This is a genomic window from Bacillus sp. C1, from assembly GCF_054570475.1.
On record NZ_JBTMZT010000001.1, the window covers coordinates 552,649 to 570,430 of the forward strand.

Genomic DNA, 17,782 nt, shown 5'->3' on the forward strand with positions numbered 1-17,782 from the left:
AAAATCAAAATGAATATATATTGCCAAAGGTAATTCGTAAACGAATAAAGTGTTTGGAGAATAAAAAGTAAGTAGATGTAAGGAATTCACAAAAACTTCACAAACATTTCGTACATTGTTTTCAGTAGAATGCTGGAATAGAAACTAGTATATCCTCTATACTAAATAAAGTATAAAGGAGGAAATCATAATGAAAAAACTTGTAATCACTTTGTTTATTGCAATGCTAGCATTAGCTGGCTGTAATACAGAGAAAGAAGGATCAACAAAAAAGGATAAGATTGAAGAAGTGAAAGTAGCGGTTCAAACAAATCCGAAAGAAATTAAGCCAAATGAAAAAACAGAAGTACAAGCACTTGTTACACAAGGGAAAGAAAAAGTAACGGATGCTGACGATGTGAAGTTTGAAATTTGGAAAGATGGCGAAGAGAAACATGAAATGCTAAATGGTAAACATAAAGGGAAAGGTGTTTATGCGGTCGAGAAAACATTCCCATCGGACGGCGTATACCATGTTGTTGCACATACAAATGCACGTGAAATGCATGTTATGCCAGAAGTAAAAGTGGCAGTTGGTAATGCGAAAGTTGAGGATGCAAAGAAAGAAAAAAGTGGTCATGAAGCAGGTCATGGCGATCATAAGAGTGATACGATGATTCATCTTATGGCTGATGATGTGAAGGCAAATGCTGAATCGACAATGAAAGTGCATTTGAAGCAAAAAGAAGAAGCACTAACTGAAGCTGAAGTACAGCTTGAGATTTGGAAAGATGGTGCACAAAAGCATGAGTTTATTCCTGCAAAAGAAGGGAATAAAGGGGAGTATGTGAGTCAACATACGTTTAAAGAAACGGGTGCTTATCAAGTAAAAGTTCATGTGAGAAAAGGTGAACTTCATGAACATAAAGAAGAAAAAGTAGAAGTAAAATAAGGAGGCTGTTCCAAAAGTAGCTGAAGGGCTACTTTTGGCAGCCTCTTTTTATTTCAATATTACGAGATAAGTCGTAATTTCATTAGCACTTTCCTGCAGAATGGATTACAATAGAAAGTGTAAAAGAAATAAGAAATTCTGTGAAAATAGGTTAAAAAGAAAGCGTAAACATGTTATGATAGCAATACGAGATGTCTGACATCTGACTTAGAAAAGCAGGAATGCTGCAAAATAACGAGAAGACGTACATTTTGTTAGTCGAAGATAAAGTGGATTCTCATGAATAGTAGTTTCACTTTACAGCGTTTTGAACATACTACAAGAAGTAGAACTGAACATATAGGAGGTTGCAGTTATGAATAAATATAAACGTATTTTCCTAGTCGTAATGGACTCTGTAGGAATTGGAGAAGCACCGGATGCTGAAAAATTTGGTGATTTAGGTTCTGATACATTCGGTCACATTGCTGAACATATGAATGGATTACACATGCCAAACATGGTGAAATTAGGCCTTGGTAACATTCGTGAAATGAAGGGGATTTCTAAAGTAGAGAAACCACTTGGTTACTATACAAAAATGCAAGAAAAATCTACTGGTAAAGACACAATGACAGGTCATTGGGAAATCATGGGACTTTACATCGATACGCCATTCCAAGTATTCCCAGAAGGATTCCCGAAAGAATTACTTGATGAATTAGAAGAAAAAACAGGACGCAAAATTATCGGTAATAAACCAGCTTCAGGAACTGAGATACTTGATGAGCTTGGTAAAGAGCAAATGGAAACAGGATCTTTAATTGTTTACACTTCAGCTGATAGCGTACTACAAATTGCTGCTCATGAAGAAGTGGTACCACTTGAAGAACTATATAAAATTTGTAAAATTGCGCGTGAATTAACGCTAGATGAGAAATATATGGTAGGTCGCGTTATTGCTCGCCCATTCGTTGGAGAGCCTGGAAACTTTACACGTACACCAAACCGTCATGATTATGCATTAAAACCATTTGGACGTACGGTAATGAATGAGTTAAAAGATAGTGATTATGATGTAATTGCGATTGGTAAAATCTCTGATATTTATGATGGAGAAGGGGTAACGGAATCTCTTCGTACAAAATCTAACATGGACGGAATGGACAAGCTTGTAGATACATTAAACATGGACTTTACAGGTTTAAGCTTCTTGAACCTAGTTGATTTTGATGCATTATTCGGTCATCGCCGTGATCCTCAAGGCTACGGAGAAGCGCTGCAAGACTATGATGCACGACTTCCAGAAGTATTTGAAAAACTACAAGAAGATGACTTATTACTAATTACAGCAGACCATGGTAATGATCCAATTCATCCTGGTACTGACCATACGCGTGAATATGTACCATTATTAGCATATAGCCCAAGTATGAAAGATGGCGGAGAAGAGTTGGCGCTTCGTCAAACATTTGCTGATATTGGTGCAACAGTAGCAGAAAACTTCGGTGTAACAATGCCAAAATACGGAACAAGTTTCTTAAACGACTTAAAGAAATAAGGGGGACAATATAATGAATCGTGAACTTATTACAAAATCAGCTTCATACTTAAAAGAGAAATTTCAAGAAACACCACAAGTAGGACTTATCCTTGGATCTGGACTAGGTGTATTAGCAGATGAAATCGAAAATGCCGTAACAGTACCTTACAGTGAAATTCCTGAATTTCCAGTATCAACTGTAGAAGGTCATGCAGGTCAACTTGTATTCGGTACACTTCAAGGTGTGACAGTAGTAGCAATGCAAGGACGTTTCCATTTCTACGAAGGATATGACATGCAAAAGGTAACATTCCCAGTTCGTGTTATGAAAGAGCTTGGTGTAGAAACAGTTGTTGTAACAAACGCAGCTGGTGGCGTAAATACATCATTTGAACCAGGCGACCTAATGTTAATTTCAGATCACATTAACTTCATGGGTACGAATCCATTAATCGGACCAAATGATTCTGAAATGGGTGTACGTTTCCCAGATATGTCTGAATCATATACGAAAGAGCTTCGCGTGATGGCGAAAGAAGTTGCAGCTGAATTAAATATTAAAGTACAAGAAGGTGTATACGTTGGTATGACAGGTCCTGTATACGAAACACCTGCTGAAATTCGTATGCTTCGTACACTTGGCGGCGATGCAGTTGGTATGTCAACAGTACCAGAAGTTATCGTAGCGCGTCATGCTGGTATGAAAGTACTTGGTATTTCTTGTATTTCAAATATGGCAGCTGGTATTTTAGATCAACCACTTCATCATGATGAAGTAATTGAAACGACGGAGCGTGTTAAGGCGAATTTCTTAGCATTAGTAAAAGCAATTGTAAAACAAATTAAGGGGTGAATTCACAATGAGAATGGTGGACCTAATTGCAAAAAAACGTGATGGACATGCATTAACAACAGAAGAAATTAACTTTATTGTCCAAGGATATACAAATGGTGATATTCCAGATTATCAAGTGAGCTCACTTGCAATGGCGATTTTCTTCCAAGATATGAATGAACAAGAACGTGCTGATTTAACGATGGCAATGGTAAATAGCGGTGATACAATTGATTTATCAGCGATTGAAGGGGTCAAAGTAGATAAGCATTCAACAGGCGGTGTTGGTGATACAACTACGCTTGTATTAGGTCCATTAGTAGCTGCTTTAGATGTACCCGTTGCAAAAATGTCTGGTCGTGGTTTAGGGCATACAGGTGGTACAATTGATAAATTAGAAGCAGTTCCAGGATTCCATGTGGAAATTGAAAATGACGAATTTATGCGTCTTGTAAATGAAAATAAAATTGCTGTTATTGGACAAAGTGGAAACTTAACACCTGCTGATAAAAAGCTATATGCACTTCGTGATGTAACAGCAACAGTGAATTCTATGCCATTAATCGCAACATCGATTATGAGTAAGAAAATTGCAGCTGGCGCAGATGCGATTGTACTTGATGTGAAAACAGGTGCAGGTGCATTTATGAAAACTGACGAAGATGCAAAACGTTTAGCAGAAGCAATGGTACGTATCGGGAATAACGTCGGTCGTAAAACGATGGCAGTTATTTCAGATATGAGCCAACCGCTTGGCGAAGCAATCGGTAACGCATTAGAAGTACAAGAGGCAATTGATACATTACAAGGTAAGGGACCAAAAGATTTAGAAGAGCTATGCTTAACGCTTGGAAGTCAAATGGTATACCTTGCTGGAAAAGCTTCTTCTTTAGAAGATGCGCGTGAAAAGCTAATTGAAGTAATGAACAATGGAAAAGCGTTAGAAGCATTTAAAACGTTCCTAGCAGCGCAAGGCGGAGACGCTTCTGTTGTGGACGATCCTTCTAAACTGCCGCAAGCACAATTTAAAATTGAAGTAGAGGCAAAAGAAGATGGATACGTATCTGAAATTGTTGCAGATGAGATTGGAACAGCGGCAATGCTTTTAGGGGCAGGACGTGCAACGAAAGAATCTGAAATTGATTTAGCAGTTGGACTTATGCTTCGTAAAAAAGTAGGGGATAGCGTGAAAAAAGGTGACTCACTTGTTACGATTTACGCAAACCGTGAAAATGTAGAAGATGTAAAAGCGAAAATTTATGAGAACATGAAAATAGAAAAAGAGCATGTAGATGCACCGAAACTTGTGCATGGCATCGTAACGAAATAAGTTAAAAAAGCCAAGGAGCCTTCTCCTTGGCTTTTTATACTATTTTTTGTTTATAATAATAATGGGTGAAATTATGATTAGAATTTGTGCAGTAACGAAAGAAGATGAAGTATTATATGATGTTCCGTTAGAAGAAACAGGAAGAGAAGATATTGTATGGTACTGGCTTGATTTATATAAGCCAACAAAAGAAGAGTATACATATATTTTACAAGAGCACTTTAAGTTCCATCCCCTTGCAATTGAAGATTGTGTGGAATACGTACAGAGGCCAAAAGTGGATTTTTATGACGGATATAACTTTTTAGTTCTTCATGCATTTGGGGAAGATGGATTAGAACCACATGAAATCGATTTATTTGTTAGCGATCGTTATATTGTTTCTTTCCATTTTTCACATAATAATGCGATTGAAAGAGTGTGGACAACGCTTGGTGAGAGAAAGCGTATTAAGAAGAGTCCCCTGCACGTATCTCATACAATCATTGACCAAATTGTAGATGACTATTTTGCACCTGTTTACTATATTGAAGATCACTTAAATGCAATTGATGATAATTTAAAGGGAGATACAGCCGGAAGTGTATTAGAAGAAGTATTTGATATTCGTACGGATTTATCTAAGCTTAGACGGACAATTATACCAATGCGCGATCTTTTGTATCGAATTTTAAATTCAACGCGTTTTTACGGTGTAAGTGATCATGAAATTTATTTTAAAGATATACATGATCATTTGTTAAAGCTTACAGAGATGATTGAAGCAAGCCGAGAATTAACAGCAGATATTCGGGATAGTTATTTTTCATTGAATTCACATCATATGAACAATATTATGAAAACATTAACGGTTTTCTCGACAATTTTCATGCCATTAACATTTATTGCTGGGGTGTATGGGATGAACTTTACACATATGCCAGAATTAGCGGGGACATATAGTTACTTTATTTGCTTACTCCTTATGGCTTTAATTGGCGGAGGGATGATGGCTTGGTTTTATAAAAAAGGATGGTTTAAGTAAAAAAAACGCCGAGGGACTCTTCAGCGTTTTTTTACTTAGCCAATAGCGTGTAACACAAACATGGCTAAGAATAAGCATGTAATGATATACATGGACGGTGCGACCTCTTTATGCTTTCCAAGAGCAACTTTTAAGATAGGATAAGCAATAAATCCGAACGCAATGCCATCAGCGATACTATATGTGAGCGGAATCATAACGATAACTAAAAATGCAGGAAATCCTTCAGAAAAGTCGTTCAGAGGGATTTCTTGAATGTTTGTAATCATTAGACCGCCAATAATAATTAAGATTGGTGCAATGGCACTATCAGGAATTAGTTTGACAAAAGGAAGGGCAAACAGTGATGCAAAAAATAACATCCCAGTAACGATAGACGTCAGACCTGTTTTGCCACCTGCTGTAATACCTGCGGCACTTTCTACTGTTGAAACGGTAGGACTTGTGCCAAATAGACCACATGTCATTGCTGAAATTGCATTTGCTTGATAAGCACGTGGGAATTTACGATCATCTTCTAATAATCCATGTAAAAGCCCCATGTTCTCAAAAATAAGCACCATGCTTAAGGAAAATGTTGCAATCCAAAACGGTAAGGAAGAAAGTTTTCCAAAGGACATAGCCCCAAATACATCCCCATAGTTTGAGAATGAAAATGAACTATTTCCAAGTTGATTGGTATCAACAAGACCGAATATCCATGCAATACCGGTTCCAATTGCAATCGTCCATAAAAAGTTCCCACGCACGTTACGAATAAATAACACAAGTGCCACAATAAGAGTAAGCAGCGAGGCAAGAACAACCGGACTACTTAATTTTCCTAATGCAACAGCAGTGTTCGGATTCGAAACGACAAGGCCGCTTTTTTGCAAGCCGATGAAAGCTAAGAATAAACCGATGCCGACAGTAATCGCTTCCTTTAATGACTTTGGAATTGATAATGAGAGCGTACGAGCAATCGGTGTAAACGCGGCAATTGCAAAAATGATGCCGGCGATAAAGACTGCTGCTAATGCTTCTTGCCAATTTAAGCCAAGCGTGTGCACAGCAGTATAAGTGAAGAATGCATTTACACCCATACCTGGTACAAGAATCGCAGGCGCATTTGCCCAAAATGCCATCAGTAGGCATCCGACAAATGAGCTAAAAACAGTTGCCAAAATTCCTGCTTCAAGCGGAATGCCGGCATCTGATAAAATGGATGCATTCACAATCATAATATAAACGATTGTAAAAAATGATGTCACCCCAGCTAATATTTCTTGTTTTGGTGATGTGTGGTGTAAGTCTAATTTAAATGTTCGTTCAAGTATTCCTTTCATGTTAAACCTTCTTTTTCATATCCCTCTCCCACCCGTGATATCCCTATTAAAAAGGCTCACCGTCCTTTATTATATCAGAACATAATGTTTTTACAACAAAGAAAATGATAACGGTTACTTAAATGTTGAATGATGCTACAAATATGTGAAAATGGCACGAACAGTAGAGATGATTTCTAGTTCTCCAGATTGAATGGGAGGAGCGGCTGATGCATGCAATGCCGAGTGAGACACAAATTCACGTGGTGTTTGTGCTGCTTCTTCAACGAGTGAAAGCGGGACGGGATTAATATTTAAATGATACGAATTTGCAATAATACTCGCTTTTTCCTTGGCGTGCTGGACTGCTTGTAAGAGCGCTTGTTGATAGTACGCATTTGGATGAGAAATACGAAAGCGTAATCCTCTTGCTACATTTGCGCCATTTGTAACAGCTATATCATATATTTCCCCAGCTTTTTGTACATTTAAAACGGTAATTTCATACAAATGCTCGACACGGTAACCTTGTAAGAGTGCTTTTTCATTCACGTATTCATATTGAGGAGTAATTGTATATGAAATGGTTTCTATATCTTTATCAGCAATACCAATTTGCTTTAATGCGCTAAGTAATTGTCTAGAATGCATGGAATTTTCCTCTTGTGCTTGTTTCACATCTTTATTGTCTGTTTTAATACCAATTGTTAATACAACGACATTTGGTTTTGCTTTTATAATTCCTTCGCCTTGTACAGTAATGGTTGGTTGTTTTCCATTTCGGATATCGGGTGAATATGGATTTATGCCAACTTGCATGTTTGTTCACCATCCTTTTTATATGTATATGAGTGAAAGTGCGAGAAAAATGTATGTAAAAAGTTACATAATTGAGAAGTGAAAAGAAAGAAAACATATACAATTTAGCTATTTATAGATTATAATATGTATAAATATTATAAAAAAAGGGTCGAGGCTAGTGAACGAAAAAAGAGACGCGCTAATTTTAGATTTATCTACTTCATTTCGAAAGATGATACGTTTATTACAAAATGATATTAATACACGTTTTTCAGAGCATATGCCATATAATGAGTTCTCTGTATTACGTGCTTTATTTTTGAAAAGTCCACAAATGGCTTCGCAAATAGCTAGTGAAGTAAATGTAACATCTAGCCATATTACAGCGGTAACAGATCGCCTTGTACGAAAAGGTTTTGTAACGAGAAAACGTTCTGATTCAGATCGTCGTATCGTATATTTAGAAATTACAGAACATGGAAAAGAAGTTACGCAAAAACTAGAAGCTGTACGTAAAGAATACTATAAAGAAAAATTTAAAGAGTGGAGCGATCAAGAGGTTGAGATGGTCTTAGAACTATTTGGTCGCGTACTGTAATACATAAGGATAGGAAGCGATTAGCTTTCCTATCCTTTTTCCTTTTGAATAAAAACATTTTGAAATTCCGATACTTACATTAAAAAGTATGCGGAGGAAAAATGATGAAGTACATCATTTCGATTATTGTTACAATTGGAAGTCTTGTCTGTTCTAGTACGTTGATTTATGCCGGCACTCCAATTCAAGTTGTACAAAAGGAAGTACAATACATTTCAAAGGATAATCCTGTGTTATATTCAAAACTATGGGTTCGTTCGATGCAAAATGCGATTTTATTTCATCATAGTGATAACATACGTAATCAAGATACACTGCGCAATGTAACGAGTTCGTCTCTTGTAAAAGCGAAGCGGTTACCTTTTGTAAAAGCGTCCATGTATATACCGAGACTATCTCAATATGTTTCAAGAATCGGAAAAGAAAATATGAAAGTGTACTACGTTGCAGTGCGCTACAACGTAAAAAAAGAAAATCCATATCAATTAAACGGGATGAACTACTTTCTGCAAGTGTTTGTAAAAGAGCAGGGAGATTGGAAAATCGCTGAAAGTGTTGTTGCCCCTACAGATCAAATCATAGAGAACGGCGATGGATTTGGGATGAAAGAAGAGAAACAATATGGGGAAAGAAGAGAGAATGTGAAATAACCTCCTCGGGGTGAGGAGGTTATTTTGCATGTAAAGAAAGTTTGTGTTTTAATAGGCGGCGTAAAATAGCATATGTCAGTATGCCAGATCCTATAAAGTACATATAGTAAAGAGGTAAAGAGTTACTACCATCAATAAAAATAGCACTGCCCAAAAGGCCGAAACAAAAAGAAGTGCAGATTAAGAAATATTTATGAAGTTTTGGATATAGCAGTATTTTTCCGTTATGCTCGTTTGGAGCACGTGTATATGAATAAGCTCCTAGCGGAAGGCAGATGAGTATATAAATAAAAGGGCTCAACAGCGTCCAAGTAGACGGGATGTGATGATAAGTAGGTCCTTTTTTGATGTTCCCAAATTCATCTGTTATAGGTTCCCTTTGTGAATCATAATCGTAGTTAATGCGAAAATGAGTAAGAGGAGCTACTATACTTGTATTCTCTGTATAATTTGCATACTTAATATAATTATTATTGTATTCTTCTTGTGATAAATCTACATGTAATGCAAAGAATGGAAATATTAACTGAAAAATATAGATAGGAAAAATTATGAGAATATAACTCAAGACACTTTGAGAAATAATGTTTCCTGTAATCGTTCCAATAAAGAGTGTGAACGTATAGACTGCAATTAGCGTAATCAGTGTATAGGAAAAGTATATATGAAATGGTGTAAACGATTGATACTGGGCGTGTATCGTGTTCCTATAGATGATATACATAAGGAGCCAACTAAGGCTTAGTACACTCACAATATGAACGATTCCTAATAACCATTTCGATAAAAATATATGTGACCGTTTAAAGGGCATAGACTGTAGAAAATCGATTGTTTGATTATTACGTTCCCACCCTGTTAAAAGGATGGCTAATCCGATTAATAGAAGTGCAGGAAATACTATAGCGTCAGCTCCTTGTAAATGATATCCATAATAGGTATCTGTTGTGCGGCGTAAATACTCAGCGGTGTGCTGTGCGTTTGTATAATATTTATATGGTAAGCTGTATAAAGTACTTAACCAAAAAAGCCAAATGACATATTTCCCTTGTTTATAGTTACGTATCCATAAAGCTTTATGAAACATCTTTTTCACCTCGATTTATTCTTATTTCCCTCCAAAAGAGAATTTCCATTTGAGTAGACGAGTAAAAATGAAATAGCTAATTGTACCGGTTATAAAAAAGCCAATGTAATAAGAAAAGAATGCTGCTTTTCCACCTAATACTCTACCACCAAACAAAGCAAAGCAAAGAACGGTACAGAACATGAACCATTTATGTAGCTTGGGAAATAGTAAGATTTTTCCGTTATGTTCATTTGGAGAACGTGTATATAAGAAAGTGGCAATCGGTAAAAAGGTAATGATATAAGCGAAAGGAGTTAATAACTTCCATATGGATGGTATAGATGTTTTTTCCATGGGATCCTTCTGTGGTAATCTTGAAATTTCATTTCCTTGTTCATCAAATTCCACTATAGGATGGTAGTCATAGGAAATAGTGAAAAACTCTAATGGTCTAACAATACTTCCGTGTCGTAAGTATTCTCCAGTCTGATATTCTATTTCGCCTAATGCCTCTGCGGAATCACTTGTATGAGTATACACAAGCCCCGATATTAATAGGATTAGACCGTATGGTAGAAATAATAAAATTGCAGTTAAGCTACTTTGTGAGAAAATATTTCCAGTAATCGTACCGATGAATAAAGCGAATGTATAGATTGCAATGAGTACAACTAAAGCATCTAAAAAATAAAAGTGGAACGGAGTAAAGACTTGATACTCATTGTGAAACGATACGTTTTTTATTCCATACATGCTAATCCAGCAAATGATGTTTACTGTAATAATATTTAAAACACCGAACAACCATTTTACTAAAAAAATGTCTTTTCTCTTAAACGGCATAGATGATAAAAAATCAGTAGATTGATTGTTACGTTCCCATCCAATTAAAAGACAAGCAAGTCCAGTGATAATAATCCCTTGTATAAAGACGGTTTCAAATGTACCAAAAGAATAGGAATAGTAATAAATATAGTCTTGAACTTTCATTTTTGATTGGCTAAGTTCCATTTGTGCCGCTTGATAATATTTATAAGGTAGCTGATACAAACTAATTAGCCAAAACAACAGAACAATATATTTCCCTTGTTTCCATTGTCTCATCCATAAAGCCTTACGAAACATGCGAACCCTCCTCAAATGTTGTGACAAATATATCTTCGAGTGACATTGGTAATTCTTCTAATAAAAGGGGTTGTTCTTTATGGAATTTCTCTAATGTATTTGCCACATTGCTTTCAATTAAAATGGTATATACCTTTCCGGTTTGGTTTAATATTTTAATATTATTTAAGTTCTCTAGTTTTTGCGGTAGTGAACGTTCGTAAGCGACTTGTACTTTCGCATAGCGAGATTTCGTATCTTCTAATGCTGTAATTGAAGCAATCGTATGGTCTTTTAGAATAATGACGGTGTCTGCAATTTTTTCAACTTCATCTAAGTGATGGGTCGAAATGAGAATAGTAATTTCCCGTTCTGATACTTCTTCAATTAGAAATTGCAAGATTTGTCTTTTTACAATTGGATCGAGTCCATTTGTTGGTTCATCTAAAATAATATATTCTACGCCTGTGCAAAAAGCTAAAATGATAGCAAGAAGTGCTTTCATACCGCGTGAGTAATTACGAATGCGTTTTTCAGGGAGATTGAAGCGCTTTAGCAGTTGATAAAAATATTCTTCATTAAAGTTTGTATAAACCGCCTTATAAAACTTCGCAATCTCTTTCACCGTATAGCCACTTAATACATTAGTAGAATCCGGCACATAAGCTACCTTCTGCTTAATCTCTGGATGTTTATGAACATCCATATCCTTATATGTAACCGTCCCTTCATCCGGATCTAAAATTCCAACAAGTGTCCGCAGTAAAGTAGTTTTCCCCGCACCGTTTCTTCCGAGTAAGCCAACGATACTTCCTTTTTGTAATGTGAAAGAAATATCGTCTAAAATGACTTGGTTATCAATTGTTTTTTTCAAGTTTGTCACTTGTAGCATCTGTATTTCCTCCTAGTTCTTTATAGTATGAATCTATCCAGTCGTGAATTTTTTCTTTTGTAATGCCAAGATAAGAAGCTTCTAGTAATAGTTGGTGAAATTGTTTTTCAACCATAGCCATTTTCCTTTCGTCTAATGTTGGGGTAATCGATTGTGAGACAAATGTTCCTTTTCCTCGTAACGTTTCGATAATGCCTTGCCGTTCTAATTCTTGGTACGCCTTGCTTACTGTATTTGGATTAATGACAAGGAGTGAAGCAAGTTCACGTACAGACGGCAGTTTATCGCTTGGTGCTAACATGTTTTTGAGTACGAGTTCTTTTATGTTTTGAACAATTTGTTCCCATATCGGAGTGTTGCTTCTTGGATCGAGTTGAATGTGCAAGAGCAAAGTCTCCTTCCTGATGAGTATTAAGTGTACTACTTCATGTAATACATTTAATACAATATATGCGATAGATTGATTTGTCAATACGAATATATAGAAAAATATGGTATAAAAATATGCGAATTGGGAAAAATAGGTTTGATATAGAATGGAGGGTTAGTCATGAGGCGAGTTTTTGGAATACTTGTTTGTTTCATTTTGCTATTTTCTGGTGCTTCGGTTGGTTTTGCACAATCTGAGAAAGCGCAGTCAGAGAAACCAAAAGTAGAAACGGGACCGAAATTAGCAGAGCAAGCATCGTCAGCAATTGTGATTGAGCAAGATACGGGTAAAGTTTTATTTGAGAAAAGTCCAAATGAAAAACTACCACCTGCTAGTATGACAAAAGTTATGACAATGCTACTGATTATGGAACAAGTTGAAAAGGGAAAATTAAAACTAGAAGATAAAGTCAGAACAAGTGAACATGCAGCTTCAATGGGTGGGTCACAAATCTTTCTTGAGCCGGGTGAAGAAATGACAGTGAATGAAATGCTAAAAGGTATTGCAATTGCATCGGGAAATGATGCATCTGTTGCGGTCGCTGAGCATATCGCTGGTTCAGAAGAAGGGTTTGTAAACATGATGAATAAAAAGGCGAAGGATTTAGGGCTGAAAAATACACATTTCCAAAATCCAACGGGTCTTCCAGCGAAAGATCATTATTCAACAGCGCGTGATATGGCAATTATGGCGAAAGAATTGATGAAATATCCACTCATTCGAAAATATACAGGAAAGTACGAAGATTATTTACGGGAAAATACTGAGAAAAAGTTTTGGCTTGTGAATACGAATAAATTAGTTCGTTTTTATCCGGGTGTAGATGGTGTGAAAACAGGTTTTACAACAGAAGCAAAATATTGTTTAACAGCATCAGCTGAAAAAAATGGGATGCGTGTTATATCAGTCGTCATGGGAGCGCCTACTTCAAAAGAGCGTAACAATCAGGTAACAAAACTCCTTGATTATGCGTTTGGACAATATACAACGAAAAAAATGTATGAACGCGGTGAAAAAATTCAAACCGTAAAAGTAGGAAAAGGTAAGAAAGAAAAAGTAGATTTAGTTGCATCGGATAACGTATCTCTTCTGATGAAAAAAGGAGAAAATATGGATAAGGTAAAACAAGAAGTGATTACTGAAAAGAAAGTAAAAGCGCCGATTAAAAAAGGTGATGCACTTGGTACGCTTGTTATTAAAAAAGATAAAGACGTTTTATTGAAGCAAACGCTTGTAGCGAAAGAGGATATTGCTGCAGCAAGCTGGTGGGAGCTATTTAAAAGAAGTCTAGGGATGTTTTCAACATCAAAATAAAGGAAACAGTATGGATGCTTTCCTGACTCTATATATGAAAAAAGTAGAATAATTGCTGAAAGATTCACATTATGACGAAATAGTACTTCTTTTGTCAGTAGGAAGGATTCTTATTTTATGTTCACGAAAATCTTATGTATGTAAATGAGTCAAGTTTGAGCATAAGGAGGAAATCGTGTGAGTCTTTCCGTGCATTTAGAAGTAAAGCGTGACGTCTTATGTATTCGGCTAGCGGGTGAACTAGATCATCATACTGCTGAAGAGTTGCGAGCAAAAGTGACGGATATGATTGAGACGCATCGCGCTCATCATATTGTACTGAGTTTGGAAAAATTAACATTTATGGATAGCTCTGGTCTCGGTGTGATATTAGGCAGATATAAGCATGTTAAAAGTTTAGGAGGGGAGATGGTAGTTTGTGCAATCTCACCTCCTGTAAAGCGTTTATTTGAAATGTCAGGTCTGTTTAAAATCATTCGCTTAGAAGAAAGTGAAGCGCATGCGCTCGCGACGTTGGGGGTGGCATAAATGAGAAATGAAATGAACCTTCAATTTTCAGCAGTAAGTCAAAATGAATCGTTCGCTCGCGTCACAGTTGCTGCTTTTATTGCGCAATTGGATCCAACGATGGAGGAATTAACAGAGATTAAAACAGTTGTGTCTGAAGCAGTTACGAATGCAATTATTCATGGATATGAAGGGAATGCGGAAGGTGTTGTTTACATTTCAGTCATGTTGGAAGAAGCAATGGTGAAACTCACGATTCGAGATGAAGGGGTTGGCATTTTTAACTTAGATGAGGCAAGGCAACCTCTTTTTACAACTAAACCTGAATTAGAGCGTTCCGGAATGGGATTTACTATCATGGAAAATTTTATGGATGAAGTAGAAGTTATTTCAAATGAATCTTTCGGGACAACAATCCATTTGACAAAACACTTATCAAATAGTAACGCTCTATGCAATTAAGGAGAATTGTCTATGGACATAGAGGTCAGAAATGAGAAGAAGAAAACGCAGCTGAAGGATCACGAGTTAAAAGCGTTAATTCAAAAAAGTCAAGATGGAGATCAAGGGGCACGAGATACGATAGTCCAAAGTAATATGCGTCTCGTATGGTCAGTTGTACAACGTTTCCTTAACCGAGGATATGAACCAGATGATTTATTTCAAATTGGCTGTATCGGGCTTCTAAAATCGGTAGATAAGTTTGATTTGTCTTTTGAAGTGAAATTTTCAACCTATGCAGTTCCCATGATTATTGGAGAAATACAGCGGTTTTTACGTGATGATGGATCGGTGAAAGTAAGTCGCTCTTTAAAGGAAACTGGAAATAAAATTCGAAAAATGAAAGATGAGCTTTCGAAAGAATATGGGAGGGCTCCCACAATTAATGAGGTAGCGGAGGCACTTGAACTAACGCCGGAAGAAGTTGTGCTTGCGCAAGAAGCGAGTCGTACACCATCATCCATACATGAAACGGTTTATGAAAATGATGGAGATCCCATTACGATATTAGATCAAATTGCAGATCAATCAGAAACGAAATGGTTTGATAAAATCGCCTTAAAAGAGGCAATTAGAGAACTGGATGAGCGCGAACGTCTCATTGTATATTTGCGTTACTATAAAGATCAAACGCAATCAGAAGTGGCGGAGAGAATTGGGATTTCACAAGTCCAAGTATCGAGGCTTGAAAAGAAAATATTAAAACAAATGAAAGATCGAATAGATGAATAGCCATCTATTCGATCTTTTTGTTTGGGATTAGAAGACACCGATATTTCAACTATATAAATATAAATTGAAAAGCTGACACACCGACACACCCCTTTCTTTTTAGCTGGAAGAGAGCATCCGGCCGAGTGTAGAAGCGGTCAGTGCCCTTTTTAGCCCCATGCCATGTAAAAACAAAAAGAAGAAATAAGTGGGGGTTTCTGTTTGTTTTCATAACCGTTATTTATATGTCGGAAAATCAAAGTGGATATATATAGACTTGAGAAGAAGGAAAAAATCATGAAAAAAGTTGTATTAGAAAATTTTCCAAAAACCATACTACAACTACGAGGAATTTGAAAAGGTAACGGGCTCTTTAGTTCATCAGACTTATTTTGCAAGGTAGGAGGTAGCAAAATGACACAAAATAAATTAAAAGATGATTACATAAATAAAGTGAAAGATTATCATCCAAAACCAAATTATGTGATGAATTGTGTAAAAGCGTTTGTTGTAGGAGGACTCATTTGTATAGTGGGTGAATGTTTGATGAAATTTTATATGCATTATTTTCACTTCAGTGAGCAAACAGCAGGGAACCCTACAATAGCGACGCTTGTATTATTATCAACTGTGTTAACTGGATTTGGTGTGTATGATAAAATCGGTCAATTTGGAGGGGCTGGTTCAGCGGTGCCTGTTACTGGATTTGCAAATTCAATGGCAAGTGCAGCGATGGAGCATCGCAGTGAGGGAATTGTGCTTGGAGTTGCGACAAATATGTTTAAGTTGGCTGGAAGTGTAATTGTCTTTGGAGTTGTTGGAGCATACATTATTGGTTTACTTCGATATACGTTTAAACTTTGGTTGTCTTAAAGGAGACTATATATGAGATTGACAGGAAAGCAAACATGGGTATTTCAAAATAATATATTTGTGAATGCAACTGGTACTGCTGTCGGTCCAAAAGAAGCGGAAGGTCCTCTTGGAAAATGTTTTGATATTTCATATGATAATTTGCACTGTGAGGAAGAGAATTGGGAACTTGCTGAAAGAAGATTGATGAAGGATTCCATTCAGCAGGTCATGCAAAAAGGGGATGTAAAGCCTTCGCAAATTGATTTTTTTTTAGCGGGCGACTTATTAAACCAAACCGTTACAGCAAATTACGTGGCTCGGGAGCTTGGCATTCCTTTTTTAGGCATGTTCAGCGCTTGTGCAACATCAATGGAGACATTAGCAATTGGCTCAGCTTTTATTGATGGTGGCTTTGCTAACCGTGTAATAGCAACGGTTAGTAGTCATAATGCGACAGCGGAACGTCAATTTCGTTATCCGACAGAATACGGAGGACAAAGACCAGGTACAGCAACGTCAACTGTTACAGGGGCAGGAACCGCTTTAATTAGTAAAGAAACAAGCAGTATTAAAATAACAGCTGCAACGATTGGAAAAGTGCAAGATTTAGGAATTACAAATCCTTTTGACATGGGTTCAGCTATGGCACCTGCTGCCGCTCATACGATTCAACAGCATTTTGAAGATTTAGGTAGGAGTGCGGCTGATTATGATCTTATCGTTACAGGTGATTTATCAGGTGTTGGGGCACCAATTACGAAGCGACTTTTACTTGAGGAAGGGTATGAGTTAGGCAATGTATATAATGATTGCGGATTAATGATTTATAACGAAGATCAAGAAGAAGTGTTTGCAGGCGGAAGCGGTTGTGCCTGTTCGGCAGTTGTAACATATGGGCATTTACTACAAGAAATGAAAAAAGGAAACTTACAACGTATTTTTGTAGTTGCAACGGGAGCATTGTTAAGTCCAGTTATGATACAACAAAAAGAAACGATTCCGACAATTGCACACGGTGTTGTATTTGAAAGGGTAAAAGGGGTGTGAATGGTGGATTTTGTATATGCGTTTATCGTTGGAGGTGCTATTTGCGTTATAGGACAGCTATTATTAGATTTTGCTAAATTAACCCCTGCACATTTGATGGCGACTTTTGTAGTGATCGGATCGATTTTAGATAGCTTTGGATTATATGATAAGCTTATTACATTCGCAGGGGCAGGTGCAACGGTTCCTATAATGAGCTTTGGACACTCCCTTTTACATGGGGCATTGGAAGCGGCTGAAAAACATGGTTATTTAGGAATTGGAATGGGCATGTTTAGTTTAACTTCTTCAGGTATTTCAGCTACAATATTATTTTCGTTTTTTGTGGCGCTTATATGTAAACCGAAAGGATAAATG

Annotated in this window: 20 protein-coding genes; 14 read left to right on the forward strand and 6 right to left on the reverse strand. The window is 36.7% G+C overall.

Features of this window, described 5'->3' with window-relative positions:
* Window positions 1-190: 190 nt before the first annotated feature.
* From ACX5JI_RS03000 to corA, 5 genes are all read left to right on the forward strand, one after another.
* Window positions 191-931, forward strand: a complete 741-nt coding sequence (locus ACX5JI_RS03000; protein WP_459499608.1) for a FixH family protein — start codon at window positions 191-193, stop codon at window positions 929-931.
* 355 nt (window positions 932-1,286) lie between these two features.
* Window positions 1,287-2,471, forward strand: a complete 1,185-nt coding sequence (gene deoB / locus ACX5JI_RS03005) for a phosphopentomutase (protein WP_459499609.1) — start codon at window positions 1,287-1,289, stop codon at window positions 2,469-2,471.
* A 13-nt stretch (window positions 2,472-2,484) separates the two neighbouring features.
* The gene (locus tag ACX5JI_RS03010; RefSeq protein WP_459499610.1) at window positions 2,485-3,306 is read left to right on the forward strand and encodes a purine-nucleoside phosphorylase; all 822 of its coding nucleotides are present in this window, start codon (window positions 2,485-2,487) and stop codon (window positions 3,304-3,306) included.
* A gap of 7 nt (window positions 3,307-3,313) precedes the next feature.
* The gene (locus ACX5JI_RS03015) at window positions 3,314-4,618 is read left to right on the forward strand and encodes a pyrimidine-nucleoside phosphorylase (protein ID WP_459499611.1); all 1,305 of its coding nucleotides are present in this window, start codon (window positions 3,314-3,316) and stop codon (window positions 4,616-4,618) included.
* 61 nt (window positions 4,619-4,679) lie between these two features.
* Window positions 4,680-5,642, forward strand: a complete 963-nt coding sequence (corA, locus tag ACX5JI_RS03020; protein WP_459499612.1) for a magnesium/cobalt transporter CorA — start codon at window positions 4,680-4,682, stop codon at window positions 5,640-5,642.
* Window positions 5,643-5,677: 35 nt separating this feature from the next.
* On the opposite strand, the gene ACX5JI_RS03025 is transcribed toward corA, so the two are convergent.
* On the reverse strand, window positions 5,678-6,967 hold the full coding sequence (locus tag ACX5JI_RS03025) for an NCS2 family permease (RefSeq protein WP_459499613.1): 1,290 nt from the start codon (window positions 6,965-6,967) through the stop codon (window positions 5,678-5,680).
* A 135-nt stretch (window positions 6,968-7,102) separates the two neighbouring features.
* Window positions 7,103-7,765 carry an SIMPL domain-containing protein gene (locus ACX5JI_RS03030; protein WP_459499614.1) on the reverse strand — a complete coding sequence of 221 codons (663 nt, stop codon included), beginning with the start codon at window positions 7,763-7,765 and terminating at the stop codon, window positions 7,103-7,105.
* Between the two features lie 160 nt (window positions 7,766-7,925).
* On the opposite strand from ACX5JI_RS03030, the gene ACX5JI_RS03035 reads away from it, so the two are divergent.
* Together ACX5JI_RS03035 and ACX5JI_RS03040 are read left to right on the forward strand one after the other, a co-directional pair.
* Entirely contained in the window at window positions 7,926-8,345 is a 420-nt protein-coding gene (locus ACX5JI_RS03035) for a MarR family winged helix-turn-helix transcriptional regulator (protein ID WP_459499615.1), read from the forward strand.
* Between the two features lie 104 nt (window positions 8,346-8,449).
* A complete protein-coding gene (locus ACX5JI_RS03040; protein WP_459499616.1) occupies window positions 8,450-8,995 on the forward strand; it encodes a hypothetical protein in 546 nt (181 codons plus the stop codon).
* Between the two features lie 19 nt (window positions 8,996-9,014).
* On the opposite strand, the gene ACX5JI_RS03045 is transcribed toward ACX5JI_RS03040, so the two are convergent.
* The 4 genes from ACX5JI_RS03045 to ACX5JI_RS03060 are packed head-to-tail and all read right to left on the reverse strand — an operon-like array spanning window position 9,015 to window position 12,445.
* A complete protein-coding gene (locus ACX5JI_RS03045; protein ID WP_459499617.1) occupies window positions 9,015-10,082 on the reverse strand; it encodes an ABC transporter permease in 1,068 nt (355 codons plus the stop codon).
* A 21-nt stretch (window positions 10,083-10,103) separates the two neighbouring features.
* Window positions 10,104-11,189: an ABC transporter permease gene (locus ACX5JI_RS03050; protein ID WP_459499618.1), complete on the reverse strand. Its 1,086-nt coding sequence runs from the start codon at window positions 11,187-11,189 to the stop codon at window positions 10,104-10,106.
* On the reverse strand, window positions 11,179-12,060 hold the full coding sequence (locus ACX5JI_RS03055; RefSeq protein ID WP_459499619.1) for an ABC transporter ATP-binding protein: 882 nt from the start codon (window positions 12,058-12,060) through the stop codon (window positions 11,179-11,181). Before ACX5JI_RS03055 ends, ACX5JI_RS03050 begins: the two co-directional genes overlap by 11 nt.
* Window positions 12,026-12,445 (reverse strand): GntR family transcriptional regulator, encoded by a 420-nt coding sequence (locus ACX5JI_RS03060; RefSeq protein WP_459499620.1) that lies wholly within the window; start codon window positions 12,443-12,445, stop codon window positions 12,026-12,028. Before ACX5JI_RS03060 ends, ACX5JI_RS03055 begins: the two co-directional genes overlap by 35 nt.
* 165 nt (window positions 12,446-12,610) lie before the next feature.
* Here ACX5JI_RS03060 and ACX5JI_RS03065 point away from each other — a divergent pair, with 165 nt between their 5' ends.
* The 7 genes from ACX5JI_RS03065 (at window position 12,611) to spoVAE (ending at window position 17,779) form a co-directional block, all read left to right on the forward strand.
* Window positions 12,611-13,804 (forward strand): D-alanyl-D-alanine carboxypeptidase family protein, encoded by a 1,194-nt coding sequence (locus ACX5JI_RS03065; protein WP_459499621.1) that lies wholly within the window; start codon window positions 12,611-12,613, stop codon window positions 13,802-13,804.
* A gap of 177 nt (window positions 13,805-13,981) precedes the next feature.
* Entirely contained in the window at window positions 13,982-14,332 is a 351-nt protein-coding gene (gene spoIIAA, locus ACX5JI_RS03070; RefSeq protein WP_459499622.1) for an anti-sigma F factor antagonist, read from the forward strand.
* Complete coding sequence (spoIIAB, locus tag ACX5JI_RS03075) at window positions 14,333-14,773, forward strand: anti-sigma F factor (RefSeq protein ID WP_459499623.1); 441 nt, start codon at window positions 14,333-14,335, stop codon at window positions 14,771-14,773.
* A 12-nt stretch (window positions 14,774-14,785) separates the two neighbouring features.
* Complete coding sequence (sigF, locus tag ACX5JI_RS03080; RefSeq protein WP_459499624.1) at window positions 14,786-15,544, forward strand: RNA polymerase sporulation sigma factor SigF; 759 nt, start codon at window positions 14,786-14,788, stop codon at window positions 15,542-15,544.
* A gap of 393 nt (window positions 15,545-15,937) precedes the next feature.
* Complete coding sequence (spoVAC, locus tag ACX5JI_RS03085) at window positions 15,938-16,396, forward strand: stage V sporulation protein AC (protein WP_459499625.1); 459 nt, start codon at window positions 15,938-15,940, stop codon at window positions 16,394-16,396.
* A gap of 12 nt (window positions 16,397-16,408) precedes the next feature.
* Window positions 16,409-17,425 (forward strand): stage V sporulation protein AD, encoded by a 1,017-nt coding sequence (gene spoVAD, locus ACX5JI_RS03090; protein ID WP_459499626.1) that lies wholly within the window; start codon window positions 16,409-16,411, stop codon window positions 17,423-17,425.
* 3 nt (window positions 17,426-17,428) lie between these two features.
* Window positions 17,429-17,779 carry a stage V sporulation protein AE gene (spoVAE, locus tag ACX5JI_RS03095; RefSeq protein ID WP_459499627.1) on the forward strand — a complete coding sequence of 117 codons (351 nt, stop codon included), beginning with the start codon at window positions 17,429-17,431 and terminating at the stop codon, window positions 17,777-17,779.
* Window positions 17,780-17,782: the final 3 nt, after the last annotated feature.